This window comes from Neobacillus sp. BF23-41 (assembly GCF_041106275.1).
Map to the genome: position 1 here is coordinate 13,468 of NZ_JBGBPR010000009.1, position 19,329 is coordinate 32,796.

Here is a 19,329-nt window from a genome sequence, read left to right on the forward strand (position 1 = left end):
GCTTAAAGTGAACAACTTTTTAAGACAATTGGGGGGTTGTCTGTTTATAACAATTTTTACTCTTCTAAAACACAAAATAAAGGAGCTTTCGCATGAAAAAAAAGAATATTAAAAACTTTTTTAATATTCTCCTTATACTATGTTTATTACTACCACAGATGCAAACGGTAGTACTTGCTAGTAATAATGAAAATATGAAAGAAGAAAACGAGAGTCATATTAGTTTAAGTCAATATAATGATTTAGAGAAAAAATCGGATAAAAATGGAAGTGTTAGAGTAATAGTTGAATTAGATGAGTCCTTTACACCCGAGGGCAAAATATCTAAAAATAAAATAGAAATTCAAAAGAAGAAAATAAAAGTTGCTCAAGAAGATGTAATAGCAAATTTACATAAAAAAGGTCAAAAAAATGCCAAAAATATTACATCGTTTAAAACCATCCCCTTTATGGCATTAGAGGTTGACTCTGAAGGGCTTAAGGCTTTATCTGAAAGCGAGAAAGTAAAAAATATTATCGAAGATATCAAAATAAGCAAAAGTATAATAGAGGAAAATGAAGAAGTAGATGTGATCCAACCACAACTTAATGTAACAAATAATCTGATGGATACAGAAAAAGCGTGGACAGCAGGGTATACAGGACAAGGAAAAACTGTTGCCATCCTTGATACGGGTGTCGATAAATACCATCCCTTCTTACGAAATAAAGTAGTGTCCGAGGCATGTTATAGTTCTACTGGCCATTGTTCAGGGAATGCGAGAGAGTTAACAGGACCAGATTCAGCAGTTGATACAGAAGGACACGGTACTCATGTGGCAGGTATAGCTACGGGCTACGGTACACAGTTTTCTGGAGTAGCGAAGAATGCAAATATTATTGCTATTAAAGTATTAGCCGATGATGGCAGTGGTAGTTTTTCAGATTTATTAAATGGATTAGAACGAGTTTATTTATTACGTAACCAATATGATATTACTGCAGTTAATTTAAGCTTGGGAGGAGGAAGGTTTTATTCCTCTTGTGATAGTACATATTCTAGTCTGAAAAGTATGGTTGATAATCTAAAAAGTGTAGGCATTGCGACGATTGCAGCTTCTGGAAATGAATACTATAAAAATTCAATAAGTGCACCTGCATGTATATCTTCTGTTATTAGTGTAGGAGCTACAAATAATAGTGATGCAGTAGCTAGCTTTTCAAATAGTTCAGCCTACTTAGATGTATTAGCACCAGGTAATCCCGTTTATTCGTCTATACCTGGAGGAGGTTATGCCTCATATTCTGGGACTTCCATGGCTACACCTCAGGTAGTAGGTGGTTTTACGCTTGTAAAACAAAAATACCCAAGCGCTACTGTTGATCAAATCGTTTCTTATATACGCCAAAATGGAGTGAATGTAAGAGATACGGCTAACAACATCATTACACCTCGATTAGATTTTTCTTGGATGGAGACTAGTTTACCTGCACTAGATCAAGTCCAAAAACCAACCTGGAACGGTGATGTAATCCAATGGGTTGGTGTCACCAATGCCAGCCAATATGAAGTCAAATTATACAGAGGAACGACATTAGTAACTACAGAGCGTGTGGCGTCTAGTGTTCGACAATTTAACTTTGCTTCCCAGATGACGACTCCGGGTGTATATAAGGGAACGGTTCAAGCAATCGGGAATCATACGAGTTACAATGATGGAGCAATCTCCATACTTTCTGATGGGAATAGTAAAGGTGTCGTTTACTTTGAAGACTTTGAAAGAAACAACGGGAATTTCACAGCTGCCGGTACCAACTCAACCTGGCAATGGGGAACACCCACTTCTGGCCCTAACTCCGCTTATTCAGGGACTAATGTCTGGGCTACTAGTTTAAGTGGGAACTACAACAATTATGAAAATAGTAATATCGTTTCCCCTAACATTAACTTAAGTAATCTAGGATCACCCATTACATTAAGTTGGATGCAATACGCAGTTACAGAGGCTGGTTATGATTATCTAAACGTTGAAATTACGAATGATGGTGGTCAGACCTGGGATAGTGTCTATAGAAATTCTGGGACCATCAATCCGAGTTGGGGTAAACACGAGGTAACTATCGACACATCCTATGCAGTCCCTGACTTTAAAGTGAGGTTTCGGATGGTAACAGATGGTTCCAGTACTTCATCAGGGATCTATATTGATGATGTCATGGTAACAGGATCGCGTTTACTTCCTTCCCTTACACAAGTCCAAAAACCAACCTGGAATGGTGATGTAATACAATGGGTTGGTGTAACCAATGCCAGCCAATACGAAGTTAAACTATACTGGGGTACTACCTTAGTAAGTACGCACCGTGTGGCCTCTAGTGATCGACAATTTAACTTTGCTTCCGCTATGACAAGTCCTGGGGGATACACAGCAACCGTACAGGCGATTGGTGATCCTACCAATTATCGAGATGGACTAATCTCGATACCATCCAATGAAAATCGGAAAACCTATGCCTTAAATCAAGTCCAAAAACCAACCTGGAACGGTGATGCAATACAATGGGTTGGTATAACAAATGCCACTCAATATGAAGTCAAATTATACAGGGGTACTACCTTAGTAAATACACAGCGCGTTGAGGATAGTGTTCGACAATATAACTTTGCTTCCGCTATGACGAGTTCTGGCGTATACACGGTAACAGTTCAAGCAATCGGAGATCATACCAATTATGGCGATGGACAAACATCCCTGCCATCTGATGGAGTGCGAAAAGAGATTCTTTACTTTGAAGACTTTGAAAGTAATAATGGGAATTTTACTGTCGATGGCAGCAATTCAACCTGGCAATGGGGAGCGCCCACTTCTGGCCCTAACTCCGCTTTTTCAGGAACCAATGTCTGGGCTACTAATTTAAGTGGGAATTACCACGATAATGAAAATAGTTATATCGTTTCCCCCAACCTTGACTTAAGTAATGTAGGTTCCCCGATTACATTAAGCTGGATGCAATATGCAGTGACGGAGAATGGCTTTGATTATCTAAACGTTGAAATTAGTAATGATAGTGGTCAAACCTGGGATTCTATCTATAGAAATACTGGGACAATCAATCAAAATTGGGGAAGTCACGAGGTTACTATCGACAACTCCTATGCTGTTCCTGACTTTAAAGTAAGATTTCGTTTAGCAACTGATAGTTCAGTTACTACTGCAGGGGTTTATATTGACGATGTCAAGATGACAGGGTCTCGTTTAGCCCCTACTCTAGATCAAGTCCAAAAACCAACTTGGAATGATGATGTCATAAATTGGAATGGAATTGCAAATGCCAACCAATACGATATCAAATTATACAGAGGAACAACCTTAATAAACACACAGCGCCTTGAGGCTAGTGTTCGACAATATAACTACGATGCCCTAATGACCACTCCTGGTGAATACACGGCAACGGTTCAAGCGATTGGTGATCAAACAAATTATCGTGATGGACTAATCTCATCACCATCCGATGTAAATCGAAAAACCATCGCCTTAGCTCAAGTCCAACAGCCAATCTGGAACAATGATGTCATCCAATGGAATGGGATTGCGAATGCCTACCAATATGAAGTTAAATTATACAGGGGTACTACCTTAATAAATACGGAGCGTGTCGGAGCTTATGTTCAACAGGTTGACTATGCTGCCCTAATGACGACTCCTGGTGGATATTCCGTAACTGTTCAAGCGATTGGTGATCAAACAAATTATCGAGACGGACTAATCTCAAACCCATCCAATGTAAATTCGAAATTTATGACCTTAGATCAAGTCCAAAAACCAACCTGGAACGGTGATGTTATTCAATGGCCTGGAGTTGCGAATGCCAACCAATATGAAATCAAATTATACAGGGGTACTACCTTAATAAATATACAGCGCGTTGCGGCTAGTGTTCAACAATATAACTACGATGCCCTAATGACGATTCCTAGTGATTACACGGTCACTGTTCAAGCAATTGGTGATGATACAAATTATCTAGATGGACCAATCTCAAGTCCATCTGATGTCAATCGAAAAATAATGACTTTAGCTCAAGTCCAAAAACCAACCTGGAACGGTGATGTTATTCAATGGTATGGAGTTTCCAATGCCTATCAATATGAAGTCAAATTATACAGGGGAACTAGCTTAATAAAAACACAACGCGTAGCGGCTAGCGTTCGGCAGGTTAACTACGCTTCCCTTTTGACGACTCCTGGTGGATATTCCGTAACCGTTCAAGCTGTCGGTGATAATTCTTACTATAGGAATGGACTCGTATCATTAAGTTCTAATCAAAAAATCACCTTATATCAAGTCCAGAAACCAACCTGGAATGGTGACGTAATCCAATGGTCTGGAACAGCCAATGCCTACCAATATGAAGTTAAATTATACAGAGGAACGACCTTAATAAAAACACAGCGCGTTTCGGCTAGTGTTCGACAGGTTAACTATGCTGCCCTAATGAGCATGTCTGGAAGTTATAAGGTAACCGTTCAAGCTATCGGTGATAATAGGTCCTATAGAAATGGACCAGTATCTGTAAGTTCTAATCTAAAAATCACCTTAAATCAAGTCCAAAAACCAATCTGGAAGACTGATGTAATTCAATGGGTTGGGGTAGCCCACACCTATCAATACGAAGTCAAATTATACAGGGGAACTACTTTAGTAAAAACACTGCGAGTTGGGGCTAGTGTTCGACAGGTTAACTATGCTGGCCTAATGAATAGGCCTGGAAGTTATACGGTATCCGTTCGAGCAATCGGCGATAATAGATCCTATAGGAATGGATCAGTATCAGCCCGGTCTAATCAAAAAATCACCTTAAATCAAGTCCAGAAACCAACCTGGAGCAGTAATACAATAAAATGGAATGGAGTATCCAAGGCCGCCCAATATGAAGTTAAATTATATAGGGGAAGTACGTTAGTAAATACGAAACGAGTTGCGGCTAATGTTAGACAGATTAACTATGCAACCCAAATGAAAAAGTCTGGCAAATATACTGTCACCGTTCAAGCAATTGGTGATAATAAGTCCTATAGGAATGGACCAATATCCGCACGGTCTAATCAAAAAAGTAAATAAAAACACCATTAACAAATAATGACGAAACCCCCACCTACTAGGTGGGGGTTTATGTTTAATTAGTCTACCAAAATAATATCTCACCCTTTTCCTCACTATTCGAACAAACCTGTGAAACAAGATCTTTCGGAATGTGCAGCTCCGTATTTATTTTTCCAGAAAAAAGCAGTTTCTCTCTCCAAGGACTGACGAATTATTCATCGGTCCAACATGCACATGCTGACTCTCATCTGAATGAATATTTTCTGATTTTTTTAACTATGGGTGGGTGAGTTTTACGCTCCAAATACAGACCTAATTACATCTGAAATCGGATTATACCGGGCAGAAATTAAGGGGAAATATGAAACTATTGAATGGAAGTATTAATCAATAACTTTAAAAGAGGTCAGTCCCTCTCTCTTTATTGAAGGCCGAGGTAAGGCCAAGGGGACACGATTTCGTTTTCTCATGATCGCTGACGTCAACCTTCTCGCGGTGACAACTACAAATTCCACTGGAATAGTTCTCTTGGTTTCTTAATGAAGTTTCTTCCGGCCACCAGAACCGACCCCATGGCCTTTCTGGAACAAGACCAACAGCAATCGCAATGGCCAAATCAAAAAGTTGGCCATTTTTCTTATGTTCAGATGGCGAGAGATGAACCAAATAAAATCCATACTATTTAACATAATAATACAATCCTCACCCATTTTTCATCATGTTTCCCTTTCAATCAAACGATTAATTAAAACAGCTTCACCCCTTGATACATATCCTTAGTCCCTCTCTATGAAAAAATAAATTGTTGAAAAATAATGAAAATAAAGTAGAAAAATATCGATTGAACCAAATATGTCACAAAGCGACACTCTTTCGACTAAATGCCGAATAGGCTATACTATTCAAACGTTTGGTTAAAATAGCTGCAAGTACTGATTTATATTAATTCCCCCTGCAAAATAAGCATGAAGAATGTCGAGAAGCTTTTATAAATTTCGCAGGAAATAACCCACCTTTCTACAAACTCAGATGGTTTTCTCTCGAACTTACATGGTTCTATTAATTCCCCACCATTTCGTCACTACACAATCGTTTGATTAAAACTGGCCTCAACCCGATCCATTCCTAGTTTTCTCCCTCTAAATACCTGAAAAAAATGTCGATAGCTGTCTCTCTAAGGACTCTTTTAAAAAGGAACTCATGGAGGTGACTGAACTGGGACTTGTGCCAGCCAGACCTTGATTGTTACGGTTTGCTAAGTTTCCCAATGCGAATGTAGTTTGTAGCTATCATTTAAAATGAAAGACCCTCGACAAGAGGGTTTTCTCTACAACTGGCCAAATTCCATAGGGACGGTTCTCTAAGGGGACAATCGGAAGTTTTGCGCGTGAAAAGGCCCGACTAGCGGATAGGAGCTAGTCGGGCCTTTAGGTTATTTTATGGGTAAGATCTTTTCGCAAAATTTTTGATTGCCCAAGAAGAATGAAGTCGCGGTCATGGCCTGTGGGATTTCAATCTTTGGGATCCGCTAATTTTTTGTATATGTTAACTTAAAAGTGAGCCATAATATTAATTGAAAACTGAGCCACTCTTAATAGAAAATATACCTAGCACTTATAAGGCTATGGGGAGATTAGGAAGTGATCACGTTGAACTTAAATTTCTGAATATAATCATTTTATTAATATATATAAGTTGGAAGATATCGAAGAAAAGTATCCTCTAAAAGCTAAGACTTCTACACTTTTTGCGAAACTTCGCTTTTCTTTCCACATCTAATGCACTCATCTGTATAATAACTGTATTTATGATACCTTAGTAAAAAACAAAGAAAAGCTTTTAATTTCATTTGGTTAAGACTCCTTAAGTTAGATTAATTAACCTATATCTAAATTACCAAATAATAATTAAAAGCCTATAACAAACAAATTAAGAATATGTTTTAAAACGATGAAAGTTTTATTACAGCTTATCAATCAGCATTTTTTAAGTCACTAGTTCGAATGGTCTGTCCGTTATAAGTGGCAGACAATTTTTATACTTGTGAAAGGTTTAGGTTATCGGTGACCCAATCGGAACATCCGATGCATTTTTAGCTGGATAATAATGAAATTACACTTCTTAATTTTATAGACTTAATTCCTTTTAGGGATTCGAATAACTATTATAATAAAATTCCACATTTTTTATCTATCTATTTTCCTATTTTTTTGCTAATCTATTGTTTAGATGTAAGAAATTTGCATATTATTTGGAGGATTTGTCGAATGAAATCAAATAAAAAGAAAAGAAAATGGCCAAAAATAGTTGGAATGATCCTTTTAATCCTACTGATTGCTGGTGGAGCATATGGCTTTACTGTCTATAAATCTTTCAAAGGTGCTGTTGAGACCATGCATCAACCCATCGAGCGACAACAATCTGAAAAACGCCAAGGCCCAGTAACATTTAACGAAAAAGATCCGTTTTCAGTACTACTGCTAGGAGTTGACAAGCGAAAAGGTGACAGTGGCCGCTCTGACTCATTAATTGTGTTGACTGTTAACCCTAATAATAATTCTGTAAAAATGCTCAGCATTCCACGTGATACCCGCACTGAAATAATCGGAAAAGGGAAAGAGGATAAAATTAACCATGCCTATGCTTTTGGCGGCGTTCCAATGGCTATGGATACTGTTGAAAACTTCCTTGATATTCCAATTGATTATTATATTCAGATTAATATGGAAGGGTTTAAGGACATTGTTGATGCAGTTGGTGGAATTTCGGTCAATAATGATCTCGACTTCACTTATGAAGGAGTTCATTTTACCACAGGTAATTTGAAGCTAAACGGAGAAAAGGCTCTAAGCTACTCTAGAATGAGATATGAGGATCCTAGAGGCGATTTTGGTCGTCAAACAAGACAACGACAAATAATCCAAGCTGTCATAAATGAAGGAGCAAGTGTTTCAACCTTAACCAACTTCTCTGATATCTTTACTGCATTAGGGAAAAATGTAAAAACCAATCTTACCTTTGACCAAATGGTAGATATTCAAAAGAATTATAAAGATGCTGGAAAAAGCATTCAGCAAATGGAAATAAAAGAACAAGGAACAAAAATCAATAAAATTTATTATGGATTAGTTTCACAAGCTGAAAAACAAAGGGTCCAAAACGAATTGAAGGAACAATTAGAATTAAATTAATCTATGAAAAAAGATGATTGGATTATCAACCCAATCATCTTTTTTTACATATTTCTTTATCCCATCATTATAAACAGCATACTCATATCGGGCATCTCCACAGGGATGGTTCGACGGTTCTCATGGTTTTTGATGTGGATTACCCCGACCACCTGAACCGTCCCTACGGTCTTTCTTCCTACATCCTTTACATAACGCTTGGCTTGAACAACAATCTTTTTCCCATCCTTCTTAAGCAATAGATCTGCACCATAATCACCACTGGCACTTGTTACCTCTGCAGCATATCCTCTGGATAAATAAAGTTCCTTTAGATAATGCTCGGACGCAAGTGCATCAATCATGATCATTTTCATTTCAGCTAACACTTCCATTCTACCATTTTCCACCAAACAGCACCCGCCATCTTCGACAAATGACGATTGAATTCTTCCTAATTAAACGTTTGATTGAAAGTGCCACAAACCCTTTTGAAAAACGAACTTTAGCCTCGATACACGAGAATTTCTTGTCGAGGAAAAGCTCTGCTTTCTTCTCAAATACTACAAAGTTAGCCATTAAAAATGGCTTTCTACAATCATCGACGGGTTCTTCCAATTCAGATTAGCAATAATGATCATTTTCGTCTAAATACTGCATTCTTTGGCAAATACCTTGTTTTTCTCCTTTTACACAAACGATTGGTTAAAACTCGCCTCAGTACCATCTATGACTGGATTTATCACTTAAAATACCTGAAAAGAATGTCGATAGCTGTCTCCAACCATGCCTTTTTGAAAAAGGAACCCAAGTGGGCAGCTGCATTAGGATTTCTCCCCATTCAATTATGTGGCCTTTTACTGAGTGTCCTCTAGTAAGTCTAGTTAACAGAATAAATATAGATGGTTATCAAAATCAGGTACTAACACCCCTTCCGGGGTTAAAGATGCAAAATGATATGAAAACTAGCTAAAAATGCAAAAAACGGCTTCAAAAATCACTTTTGACCCCCTTTTTGATGCGTTTCGATACAAAAACGGCTCCAAAAGTGATTTTTAGTCGTTCGATTTACGCAGCCAAACCCGATATCGTTGAGGTGCTAGAATCGTTAACTTGACGATTCCAGCACAACTCAATGCGGTGGAAGGGTGTATGAAATGGTAGGTTTAAAATCTGGTAATATCGAAGGATTCGAGCAGTTTTCACAATTTAGTTCGCTAAAGGAACTGAATACTCATGTTGAGATGTGGTTAGCGAAGCACAAAAATGATTTTTCAAAAGGTGCACTGGTTGGATTGAAGCGGCTGGTTCGTTTTTCTGCCAAAATACCTGGCGTTTGCAATGCGAAAATAGGGACCATTTTAAAAGCAATTCATCAAGAATACAGTGATCACGGAATCTCACGCTCTACTTTTAAACGAATGATTCAAAAAGCAAAGGACTTGGGAATCCTAACGGTTTATGAAACAGAAAGGAAAAATGGTTCGCAGTCTAGTAACTTGTATTCGTTTAATCGCTTTCCTTCAAATGAACTACCTAAAGAGGAAATCTTGAACCACCCTAAAGAAACTAATAATCTTTTAAAAACTGAAAAAGATCAAAAGAAAAAAGAACGTAAAGAAGAACCGTCTGAATTAGATCATACCTATGTGAGTGACCGAGTTCCACAGCCTTTTGTTCAGTTGGTAAAGTGCTTCTTTCCTGAGGCAAAGGCAATCGAAGAGCATTGGAAAATCGTGAAAATCACCGCCTATCAACACCATTGGGAAAATGATCCCGAACTAATCCTAGATGTCGCCATCCAATCCTTTAAGCAGCTAATCAGGAAGCTGAAGTTCAACAGCAACATCAAGAACCCATTCGGCTATTTTTATGGAATCTTAGACACTAAGTTTTTGATCCTTTATCATGAAGCACTCGAAGAGAAGTTTGATGTGAATGATGAGAAAATTGTATTTTGTCTGGGTTCCAATCAGAATCATTAACAGTTTAGTAACAACGGTTTTGGTGAAGAGATCATGTTTTGTGGTTCCACTATCCTACTTACACCCCTAAGACTAGACACATTACTGGCCGCGATAAGCACTTTAATTCTGTCACTAGATTGTCACGAAATCAGGCGAATCCACATACTTTAGTCCGTAGTAATATAGTCCTGATTATTATTTAATTAATATCGAGGGGCAATGATTAACATATTTTCAAAATAATCTCGACTAAGCAAATAGGTTAAACAATGATACCTGCTAAGTGAGAAATCTACCCGCAAGCTGCCAAAGTAGTCAGAGACGATCCATACAGATAAATGAACGCACAACCTTCCTTTCCAACGGGCAGTACATAACAGTTATAGTAGTAGGTATGCCTTTTTTCAAATCAAATGATTTAAAGGAGAGGAAGACCATTATTATTCAAAAAAGCTATTTTATTGAAAAGAAAATGATCTTACTGATGGGAGAATATGATTGTTATGGCAAGCTGTGTGCACGAGTCATGGCAGGAGGTTCGTCTTTTCTGGTTGATCGAACACCGCTACAACTATTAGACGATACATTAAATTACATAGGATACGATTTAAGAGGGGCGATGGCCAGCGCCAAACTCATCCTTGGTGAACGGACGAGGTGCCCAATCATCGTCAACCCTTACTTGGGTATTTGCCTGTTTCCGAACAAATCACCTCATAAAGGGGATTGTATTTGGTTCAGCCCAGAACATATTGTGAGAACAAAAGCGATGGGGTTAAAGACGGAAGTCGAATTAAGTAACGGTCATTCTATTATCGTTGATTCAAAATTAGCATTCTTTAATAATAGAATTCACAAAGCCAATCAATTAATGCAGATATCTATGAAAAGAGGAAACCATCCAGGTCCGCTCACTTTTTACCTCGAACCCCCAAAGGGACATCAGTTAACCAAGGAGAAAACAGGTAAATACAATTTTAGTAACCTAGAAGATGACCATAAATAATTGATCAGATCTGGACTATATCATTGAAAAAGGGGTAATTCTTTGGATAATTCAATTTCTCACTTCGGATCCGTATTAAAAAAATTAAGGAATGCACAGCAGCTTTCCCAAGAAGCGTTGGCCTACCGCTGCAGTCGACATCCATCCTATATCAGTTTAATGGAAAGAAATATTAAAAAACCCAGCCTGGACACAATCATAGCTCTTGCTATCGGTTTGGAAATGAAAGCTTCTGAAATGTTAATGGAAGTAGAACAACATACCGAGAACAAGTGGTCAAAGGATGATTCCGATAATCAAGATTAAGACTAATAAAAGCCAGGCATTTCAAATACCCGATTTAAAAATCAAGACATTTAGTACCATTGTATGTGTCTATTCTATTGAGATTATCTGTTAAACCCTACAAATTTAAATTATATTTCCCATTCGATGCGTTTTGTAGGCTACAGCCCGTGGAGCTATACTGTGCCAAGTTATGTAATGGTCTTAAAAAGGAGAATTTCCTTGAAAAAAAGAAAAGGCCATTTACATAGGTAAAACACTAAAACCGTTGCGGCTTGCTACGGGAATGTCTCAAGAAGAATTGGCTCATCGCAGCAAATTAGATCGCTCATATATCAGCGACCTAGAAACAAACAAAAAAAGTCCATCCTTTGCAACTATCATTATGCTCGCAAACGGATTGGATATGAAGACTGAAGAACTGGTTCATGAAATGGGTAAAACCATTGATTTTGTATGTTTCTTTGAAGAAGAGCCTGAAAAATAAGAAAGGCTATATCTAATATAGGTAATATCTTAGAAAAGTAAGAGTTATATCTTCTCTTACTTTTCCTATTTTTAGGCGTATACTATTATGTGAAAACATATTTTTCAAATATATGAAGCTATGAATCCCTTTACTTTCTAGACAGGAGGTTAATTATATGAGGATTGTATCAGAAATATACGGTGAAGAACTAGAGATTAGAAAAATGTACATAGACAATAGTTCCACGATTATTGTCGAGATATTTACGGTGCATGAAGGTTATAAAAGCTTCGCTAGAAATTCCTATCTTCACCACGGTGATTTATCAGGATCTGGATTTCATGAAAATAAAGAAGAGAGTGTGAATCTAGCCATTAATGATTTATATGAATTGATGGAAGAGTTCCAGGGATAAGACTCTACCGGGACGGTTCTCATGGTTCTTAATGAGGTTGGTTCCGACCACCAAAACCTTCCTAATGATCTCCTTATCTTCCTTTCCTTTCTGCCCATTTATTTTCATATTCACATAATAAAACCAAACTACATTTGCTTCCTTATCATTTTAGGATACAATAATCCTTTGTAAGGAGTGATGATTTTGGAAGAGCAAAATGTATCCGCAATTTACGATGATATGTGGAATCGGTCGATTACTGGTTTTAAAAATAATCAATTTGAATTTGATTCTATTTTAAATCATAGAGAACTCGATTTTAGACGAGGATTAACAGTGATTGGAAGATTGAACGGAGATACACTTACAAAAGTATTAGGGTTTTTGAATGAAGGGCTGGCCTTGGAACCCCATCAACATTTTTATACAAAAGAGGACATCCACTTAACCATTTTATCAATCATCAGTTGTGATGATACTTTTGATATAGGGAAAATCAATAAAGAGGATTATATTAAGGTCATTGATGACACTATGAATTCGTTAAGTTCGTTTAAGGTATCATTTAAAGGTATCACAGCATCACCTTCTTGTGTAATGATCCAAGGATTCCCATTGGATGATAACTTGCTTAAGTTAAGGAATCAATTTAGGCATAGCTTTCTTTCCTCCGATTTAAAGCAATCCATGAATGAAAGATATACGCTTAAAACAGCTCATAGTACAGTAATTAGGTTTAAAAATCCTCTTCAAAACAATAAAACCTTTATTGACTACTAACGCCGATATCGAGAATATAACTTTGGCTGCGTTAATTTTGATCGTATCGATTTTGTATATAACGACTGGTATATGACTAACTCACTCGTTAAAACTCTAAAAACGTTTGAATTTGAAAAATAAAACCAGAGGGCATCTCTCTACAATCGGGTAGTCGTATTTGTACTCATTACTCCAATTATGAGGACGACCCACCTGCCACCCTCACAATATTCAGTTGTAGCACTAATCTGTTATTTTCTATCGGGTGGTAACAGGCACGGAGATTGATTAGATAAAAAAACCATTGTATTTGTCAATTTTAATTTGAACCAGAGTGATTGCTTCAAAAGTGAGTCCCTTCATTCTAAGTTATTTCCATATTTAGGAGAGGATTAGGAGTTTAGGTTATCTTGCCCTCAGAGGCAAGATAACCTAAACTCCTCGTGCGCCCAGCCTATTGGTCGCTTTCATACTTTGTCTAAATCGATAGGATTCTCGAATTAAGAAGGAGCAAGTGCCCTATAGGTAAGTCTGTCTAATAGGGCTGCTGTCATTTTTTCATCTCCAAATATGGAGGTCCCTTCCGTAAACTCTAGATTTGTAGTAATCATAACACTAGCTCGTTCATACCGGCCGGCAAAGCATTGGAACAAGAGCTCAGATCCAACTTTTGTGAATGGAACGTAACCGAGTTCATCTATAAAGATCAAATAAAATTTGAGCCACCTCTTCTCCAATTCTCCTAGATTGTGCTCTTCATTAGCAAACAGAAGATACGCTCAACAAACCACATACGACTGGCGGAGAGTTGAGCGCAAAAGAGGAAAATTCGTTTTGTTTATCCTAGTGGAATAATATCCGCCTCTCCTCAGTCGATTTGGAATTGGTGGCCGCGTTGAAAATCAAGTGGAATAAACACTTCTTGAATTTGTTGCCTGCGTTCGGCTACGATTTTTCGAATGTTGGAGGGAGAGCCTTTAAAGTCATATTCATCTTGTAATCTACGAAAAATTTTTATAGCTGTGTGCATTTTCTTTTTCCAGTTTTTCTAATCATCTTCTAGCCATTGATCGATAATGGGAATAGCTCTTTTTAGTCTCTTGTGAGAACTCTTAAGTTCCATACACTTTTTTTCGAAGAACTGTTGTTGGTGCTGTATTTTGTTTCATATATTTACTTACAGTATTTCGAGAAATACCAAGTTTTGCAGCAATCTGCCTTTGTGAAAGTCCTTCTACCTCTTTTAAAAATTTAATATTATGAAATTGAGCCATTTCAATCATCCTTTTCGTCCTCTCTATGAAGTAAGCTTAGTCACTTTCTATCATAAGAGAGGTTTATAGAATTGGAAATTAAGTAGCACACTTTTTATGTGATCAAATCATATTAAGGTGGCTCAAATCAAACTTATCAAAAACAGCAATATAACCAAGTTTCATCTTTTCTCCAAAGGTGATTAATTTAATACTACCCAATCGGCTGTACTTGAAGTACCAAATGCTTTATACACTTTCTTATTGGTTGAATCTAAATATTCTTGTCCAATAAATTGAGGAGCAAGCCTAGGGGTTCCTGATTTCACAATTGTATTATTAAAATTCTGCTGATACCATGAGTCACCGTCACTAATGAGTACAACACTAGAGTTTGGTGAAAGATTAAAGCTACGTGCACCTTTACTAGCTACAATCGAACCATCGTCATTATTAATTCTTAGTATCGATGTAGCAGAACCAACATTCATCAAAAAGATAAGTTCTCCGGACTTTCCTTTAGGAGTAGGGATTCTAAATAATTCTTCAACACGCTTATTGAGGATAAAAACTCTTTGGGATTCAGAAGTAAAAGTAACATTTCCATCAACAAAGACGACTGCCTTCAAACGTAGTTTGGATTGAGTACCATTTGCATGTACTAAAAAACCCTTGTTTACATCTCCATTTACCTCAGAACGCAAGAAGTTTTGGGCTTCGTTTGTTGCTTCAGACATAAAGGAATTTTCACTGTCCTTGGCGTAATACCCATATGCAAAACCGCTTGATGCTTTTTTTGCTTTTCTTACTTTAATTCCAAAATTAGCTTTAGCTTTAAAGTTTACAACATCAATCCCACTAAGATCTGCACCTGCTTCATTGAATAAACCAATTTCTTCGGCTACTCCAGTATCAGTACTTTCTCCTTTCAGTAGATGTACATTGTTGTTAATTCCCCAAATTTTAGTGATTCGGTTAACATCAAATCCAGCATTATTGGGGGGAGTAACTGCGATCGTACTTCCTCCTTCTTTTACTTCATACCATCCATCCTTTATAAAAATAGTTTGAGTAGCTACATCAATACGATGGACAATAGAAGTATAACGGTTTGGTCTATGGTATGTATCTATCATCATTCCGGGTAAAATTTTATTAAAGTTAGCTACAGTGATTCCTATTACGCGAACGGATAAAGAACCGTATTGTATCATTCCTGATTTAACAACGGCAGTGGGGTTCATCCCTTTGTTTGACGTATAAAATGCTACTGAATCTCTTCCTGCATACTTTGTTGCCTCTTTTGTTTGATAGAACCCGATAACTTCGGGTCTAGGATTTTCTTGGTTTCCAATAGCCGACAAGACAGCTGCAGTTTCATATGTTCCATAGGTCTTTTTTGCAAAAACATTAGTATGTTTGTTCGCCTTTTGCGAGATCTGCTTATCAAGTTCAATAAGTCTTTGAGAAACTACCTTATCATTATTTATAACCGAATTTTTATTTTCTGGTTGTATTGCCATAAATCCACCTTCCTTTTTGAATGTATAGCCAAAAAAGAAAGCTAGAAACCAAAAAACGATACCTAACAAAAAATTTCTCTTCTCCTGAATCATTTTATCACTCCTGATAATATTTATTTTATAAACCTAACATTTAGATTAAACACACCGTTATCCTAGTATTATCTTACAGGGTTCACATAAGAATTTGAACTTTGTTGTATTTCCTTCTTAAAGATAAAATTTTGCTATTCTTGACAACCATAATTTACACCTAGTAAAGGGTACTACCTGTCCTGTAATGGACGAGTATAATATCCACGTATATTCGAAAATACGAAAAGACGCCTCCCATTATGCGTCCCACAAAAAACAACTATGGTCATAGTATCAGATTACAAACTTATTGAAAAGGCAATAAATTAGGTTTGGACAATGAAATCCTTAACTTCGAACATCCTCAATTTCTAGGCTAAATAATATATAATAACTTATTAGCTTTCAATTAACATTGTAGTTTACATTTTATTATAGTTAATTTGGTTTTATTTTCTATTGTTTATGTAAACGTTATCAATTATAGTTAACATTACATAACTGATTATCTATAACATATCAAAAGGAGCGAATTTTTTATGGAGGAGCAAGGGAATTTGGCAGTTGGCTTTTTATGGGGTACTTCTGTTAGTGTCCCTCTATGGATTGCGTCCTTAGTTTGGATAAAAATAATTATTCATTTTATGTAAGTTGGCTTGGGGTGGTGTAATTTCCTTAATCCCTAGTTACTTCTCAACAAGGCTTCACTTAAAAACAAAATATCTACCTTTAAACATGTTTAGAATGGGTAAACACATTGAAAGGAACAAATCTCTCATTTTGTACCAGGGCAGAAAAGAATCCAAAAACCCTATAAAAATACTATAGAGAGATTAAAAACCCCCATATTCTCAAAATTGTGAATGTGGGGGTTACAGTTTAATACTTACTTATTTATTGAATACTGCTTATTGAAATAGTTCTGATATTCCCCACTAATGATTTGCTCCCACCACCATTTGTTGTGTAAATACCATTCAATGGTTTGTGCAATTCCTGTTTCGAAGGTGTAAGTTGGGTTCCAACCTAACTTCTCCAATTTTGTTGGGTCAATTGCGTAGCGTTTATCATGGCCTAAACGATCTGTTACAAATTCAATTAACTCTTCAGTCTTTCCTAAAGTGCTAATAATCGTTTTAACCACTTCTAAGTTAGTCCGCTCATTATGCCCGCCGACATTATATACTTCTCCCGTAATACCTTCATGCATGACAAGATCGATTGCTGCACAATGATCCAGAACATGCAACCAATCACGGATGTTTTTGCCGTCACCATATACCGGTACTTTTTCATTATTTAGAACACGGGAAATTGTTAATGGAATTAACTTTTCTGGAAAATGAAACGGTCCATAGTTATTAGAACATCGAGTAATATTAATCGGAAGTCCATATGTTTCGTGATAAGCCCGTACTAAGAAGTCGGATGATGCTTTGCTTGCACTATACGGACTATTTGGCTGTAATGGGGTTTCTTCAGTAAAGAAAGTGGTTGGGTCGAAATCTAATTCACCGTATACTTCATCCGTTGAAACATGAACAAATTTTGTAACCCCAATCTGTTTGGCTGCATCAAGTAACACTTGTGTTCCCAAAACATTAGTAATAACAAAAATTTCCGGATTCGTAATGGATCGATCCACATGACTTTCAGCTGCGAAATGGGCTACATAATCAAACTTTTCTTTTTCAAAAAGTGTCATAATTGCTTTGCTGTCTGCAATATCAGCTTTAACAAAATAATAGTTATCTTTCTTTTCAATATCACGGTGCTTGGTTAAATCACCAGCATATGTTAATAAATCTAAATTATAAATATCATACTGTGGATACTTATTCACCATATATTGAACAAAGTTCCCGCCAATAAATCCTGCTCCACCAGTCACAAGTATCTTTTTCTTTGCCATTATTTCACCTCATGTATTATTGCATTTAAGTAACGACCTAATGAGTCCTGCCAAGATGGTAAAGGACAAAATCCTTTGTCAATTAATTTTTGCTTTGACATCCGGGAGTTTTTAGGACGAACTGCTCTTGTTGGATATTCTTCCGTTGTAATTGAATTCACAGTTACAGTTATCTCAGCCAGATGGAAAATTTCTTGTGCAAATTCAGCCCAGCTGCAAAATCCTTCATTTGTGGCATGATATATCCCATATTTATCGGTTTGAATCATATCTAGTAAAAGACGAGATAAATCAACCGTATTTGTAGGGGAACCTATTTGATCACCCACCACATTTAACTCATCGCGAGTTTCAGCTAAGCGCAACATCGTTTTTATGAAATTGTTTCCATTTAGTCCAAAAACCCAAGATATCCGGACAATGAAGTATTCAGATAATAAAGACTGCACTATTTTCTCCGCTTCATATTTAGTCCGTCCGTAGTACCCTACTGGGTTGGGCTTATCCGTTTCAACAAAAGGAGCTTCGCCTAATCCATCAAACACATAATCGGTACTTATATGCATAAATTTAGCTTTTATTTCTTTCGCTGCATTTGCTAAGTACCTGGTACCGTCAACATTCACATTCCAGCAGTTTTCCTTATCATCCTCTGCCTTATCAACCGCAGTATAGGCTGCACAATGAATAATGGCATCAGGATTGATTTCCTTTACATACTGGTAAACTGAACATTCATCAGTAATATTCAAATCTTTCGAACCAACACCCACCATGGCAAAGCCACGGTCTAACCCTTCACGCACAACATCAAACCCGAGTTGTCCTGTATAACCTGTTACTAGTATTTTCATTGATTACTCTCCAAAGATAAAGTTATTATTAGCCTCTGCAAGGAGTGGCGCTTTTTCATCCTTTACTGATAATACAGGGGTAATGTCCATCGGCCACTCAATTCCAATTGAGGGGTCATTCCAGATGATTCCTCGGTCGCAATCAGGTGCATACAACTCGTCCACTTTATATTGAACCTCGACATCATTTGTTATGGTCATAAAGCCGTGAGCAAATCCTTTTGGGACTAATAATTGTTTTTTATTATCTGCACTTAGTTCCAATCCAAACCATTTTCCAAAGGTCGGGCTTCCTTTGCGAATATCGACCGCGACATCAAAGATAGCTCCCTTAGTACAACGCACTAACTTTGTTTGTGCTTTAGGGTCTAACTGATAATGCAATCCTCTTAATGTTCCTTTAGCTGCAGAAAACGACTGATTGTCTTGGACAAATTTAATGTTAATTCCTGCTTCTTTAAACATCGATTCACTATAGGTTTCCATAAACCAACCGCGATGATCACCAAAAACTTTTGGTTCAATGACTTTTACCCCCGGTAGGGAAGTTTCAATTACATTCACAATTA

At 37.0% G+C, this 19,329-nt stretch carries 17 protein-coding genes; 8 read left to right on the top strand and 9 right to left on the bottom strand.

Features of this window, described 5'->3' with window-relative positions; all coding sequences use genetic code 11:
* Positions 1-92: 92 nt before the first annotated feature.
* Positions 93-5,105: a S8 family serine peptidase gene (locus tag AB7942_RS14870; protein WP_369447454.1), complete on the top strand. Its 5,013-nt coding sequence runs from the start codon at positions 93-95 to the stop codon at positions 5,103-5,105.
* A gap of 378 nt (positions 5,106-5,483) precedes the next feature.
* Here AB7942_RS14870 and AB7942_RS14875 read toward each other — a convergent pair whose 3' ends face one another.
* Positions 5,484-5,753, bottom strand: coding sequence for a hypothetical protein (locus AB7942_RS14875; protein ID WP_369447455.1), 270 nt, complete (start codon positions 5,751-5,753; stop codon positions 5,484-5,486).
* A gap of 1,601 nt (positions 5,754-7,354) precedes the next feature.
* On the opposite strand from AB7942_RS14875, the gene tagU reads away from it, so the two are divergent.
* Positions 7,355-8,278, top strand: coding sequence for a polyisoprenyl-teichoic acid--peptidoglycan teichoic acid transferase TagU (tagU, locus tag AB7942_RS14880; RefSeq protein ID WP_369447456.1), 924 nt, complete (start codon positions 7,355-7,357; stop codon positions 8,276-8,278).
* Positions 8,279-8,334: 56 nt separating this feature from the next.
* Here the strand turns inward: tagU and AB7942_RS14885 are convergent, their stop codons facing one another.
* On the bottom strand, positions 8,335-8,667 hold the full coding sequence (locus AB7942_RS14885) for a restriction endonuclease (RefSeq protein WP_369447457.1): 333 nt from the start codon (positions 8,665-8,667) through the stop codon (positions 8,335-8,337).
* Positions 8,654-8,836 carry a hypothetical protein gene (locus tag AB7942_RS14890; protein ID WP_369447458.1) on the bottom strand — a complete coding sequence of 61 codons (183 nt, stop codon included), beginning with the start codon at positions 8,834-8,836 and terminating at the stop codon, positions 8,654-8,656. Before AB7942_RS14890 ends, AB7942_RS14885 begins: the two co-directional genes overlap by 14 nt.
* A gap of 578 nt (positions 8,837-9,414) precedes the next feature.
* On the opposite strand from AB7942_RS14890, the gene AB7942_RS14895 reads away from it, so the two are divergent.
* The 6 genes from AB7942_RS14895 (at position 9,415) to AB7942_RS14920 (ending at position 13,161) form a co-directional block, all read left to right on the top strand.
* On the top strand, positions 9,415-10,242 hold the full coding sequence (locus AB7942_RS14895) for a hypothetical protein (protein WP_369447459.1): 828 nt from the start codon (positions 9,415-9,417) through the stop codon (positions 10,240-10,242).
* 376 nt (positions 10,243-10,618) lie between these two features.
* Positions 10,619-11,230 carry a competence protein ComK gene (locus tag AB7942_RS14900; protein WP_369447460.1) on the top strand — a complete coding sequence of 204 codons (612 nt, stop codon included), beginning with the start codon at positions 10,619-10,621 and terminating at the stop codon, positions 11,228-11,230.
* A gap of 42 nt (positions 11,231-11,272) precedes the next feature.
* Complete coding sequence (locus tag AB7942_RS14905) at positions 11,273-11,536, top strand: helix-turn-helix domain-containing protein (RefSeq protein WP_369447461.1); 264 nt, start codon at positions 11,273-11,275, stop codon at positions 11,534-11,536.
* A 226-nt stretch (positions 11,537-11,762) separates the two neighbouring features.
* On the top strand, positions 11,763-12,002 hold the full coding sequence (locus AB7942_RS14910; RefSeq protein ID WP_369447607.1) for a helix-turn-helix domain-containing protein: 240 nt from the start codon (positions 11,763-11,765) through the stop codon (positions 12,000-12,002).
* Positions 12,003-12,159: 157 nt separating this feature from the next.
* Positions 12,160-12,399 carry a hypothetical protein gene (locus AB7942_RS14915; RefSeq protein WP_369447462.1) on the top strand — a complete coding sequence of 80 codons (240 nt, stop codon included), beginning with the start codon at positions 12,160-12,162 and terminating at the stop codon, positions 12,397-12,399.
* 186 nt (positions 12,400-12,585) lie between these two features.
* Entirely contained in the window at positions 12,586-13,161 is a 576-nt protein-coding gene (locus AB7942_RS14920) for a hypothetical protein (RefSeq protein ID WP_369447463.1), read from the top strand.
* 482 nt (positions 13,162-13,643) lie between these two features.
* Here AB7942_RS14920 and AB7942_RS14925 read toward each other — a convergent pair whose 3' ends face one another.
* The 6 genes from AB7942_RS14925 to rfbC all read right to left on the bottom strand — a co-directional run bounded on the left by AB7942_RS14925 (position 13,644) and on the right by rfbC (position 19,324).
* Positions 13,644-13,853, bottom strand: a complete 210-nt coding sequence (locus AB7942_RS14925) for an ATP-binding protein (RefSeq protein ID WP_369447464.1) — start codon at positions 13,851-13,853, stop codon at positions 13,644-13,646.
* A 402-nt stretch (positions 13,854-14,255) separates the two neighbouring features.
* Positions 14,256-14,426, bottom strand: a complete 171-nt coding sequence (locus AB7942_RS14930; protein ID WP_369447465.1) for a helix-turn-helix domain-containing protein — start codon at positions 14,424-14,426, stop codon at positions 14,256-14,258.
* Between the two features lie 173 nt (positions 14,427-14,599).
* Positions 14,600-16,012, bottom strand: a complete 1,413-nt coding sequence (locus AB7942_RS14935) for a hypothetical protein (protein WP_369447466.1) — start codon at positions 16,010-16,012, stop codon at positions 14,600-14,602.
* Between the two features lie 868 nt (positions 16,013-16,880).
* Complete coding sequence (gene rfbB, locus AB7942_RS14940) at positions 16,881-17,906, bottom strand: dTDP-glucose 4,6-dehydratase (RefSeq protein ID WP_369447467.1); 1,026 nt, start codon at positions 17,904-17,906, stop codon at positions 16,881-16,883.
* Entirely contained in the window at positions 17,906-18,760 is an 855-nt protein-coding gene (gene rfbD / locus AB7942_RS14945; protein ID WP_369447468.1) for a dTDP-4-dehydrorhamnose reductase, read from the bottom strand. The genes rfbB and rfbD overlap by 1 nt, the downstream gene beginning before the upstream one ends.
* Before the next feature lie 3 nt (positions 18,761-18,763).
* Entirely contained in the window at positions 18,764-19,324 is a 561-nt protein-coding gene (gene rfbC, locus AB7942_RS14950) for a dTDP-4-dehydrorhamnose 3,5-epimerase (protein ID WP_369447469.1), read from the bottom strand.
* Positions 19,325-19,329 lie beyond the last annotated feature (5 nt).

Excerpts from the sequence above, each read along its gene's own strand:
- AB7942_RS14870 (WP_369447454.1), top strand. The coding sequence starts at position 93 with ATGAAAAAAAAGAATATTAAAAACTTTTTTAATATTCTCCTTATACTA.
- tagU (WP_369447456.1), top strand. The coding sequence starts at position 7,355 with ATGAAATCAAATAAAAAGAAAAGAAAATGGCCAAAAATAGTTGGAATG.
- AB7942_RS14890 (WP_369447458.1), bottom strand. The coding sequence starts at position 8,836 with ATGGCTAACTTTGTAGTATTTGAGAAGAAAGCAGAGCTTTTCCTCGAC.
- AB7942_RS14895 (WP_369447459.1), top strand. The coding sequence starts at position 9,415 with ATGGTAGGTTTAAAATCTGGTAATATCGAAGGATTCGAGCAGTTTTCA.
- AB7942_RS14900 (WP_369447460.1), top strand. The coding sequence starts at position 10,619 with ATGCCTTTTTTCAAATCAAATGATTTAAAGGAGAGGAAGACCATTATT.
- AB7942_RS14915 (WP_369447462.1), top strand. The coding sequence starts at position 12,160 with ATGAGGATTGTATCAGAAATATACGGTGAAGAACTAGAGATTAGAAAA.
- AB7942_RS14930 (WP_369447465.1), bottom strand. The coding sequence starts at position 14,426 with ATGATTGAAATGGCTCAATTTCATAATATTAAATTTTTAAAAGAGGTA.
- AB7942_RS14935 (WP_369447466.1), bottom strand. The coding sequence starts at position 16,012 with ATGATTCAGGAGAAGAGAAATTTTTTGTTAGGTATCGTTTTTTGGTTT.
- rfbB (WP_369447467.1), bottom strand. The coding sequence starts at position 17,906 with ATGGCAAAGAAAAAGATACTTGTGACTGGTGGAGCAGGATTTATTGGC.
- rfbD (WP_369447468.1), bottom strand. The coding sequence starts at position 18,760 with ATGAAAATACTAGTAACAGGTTATACAGGACAACTCGGGTTTGATGTT.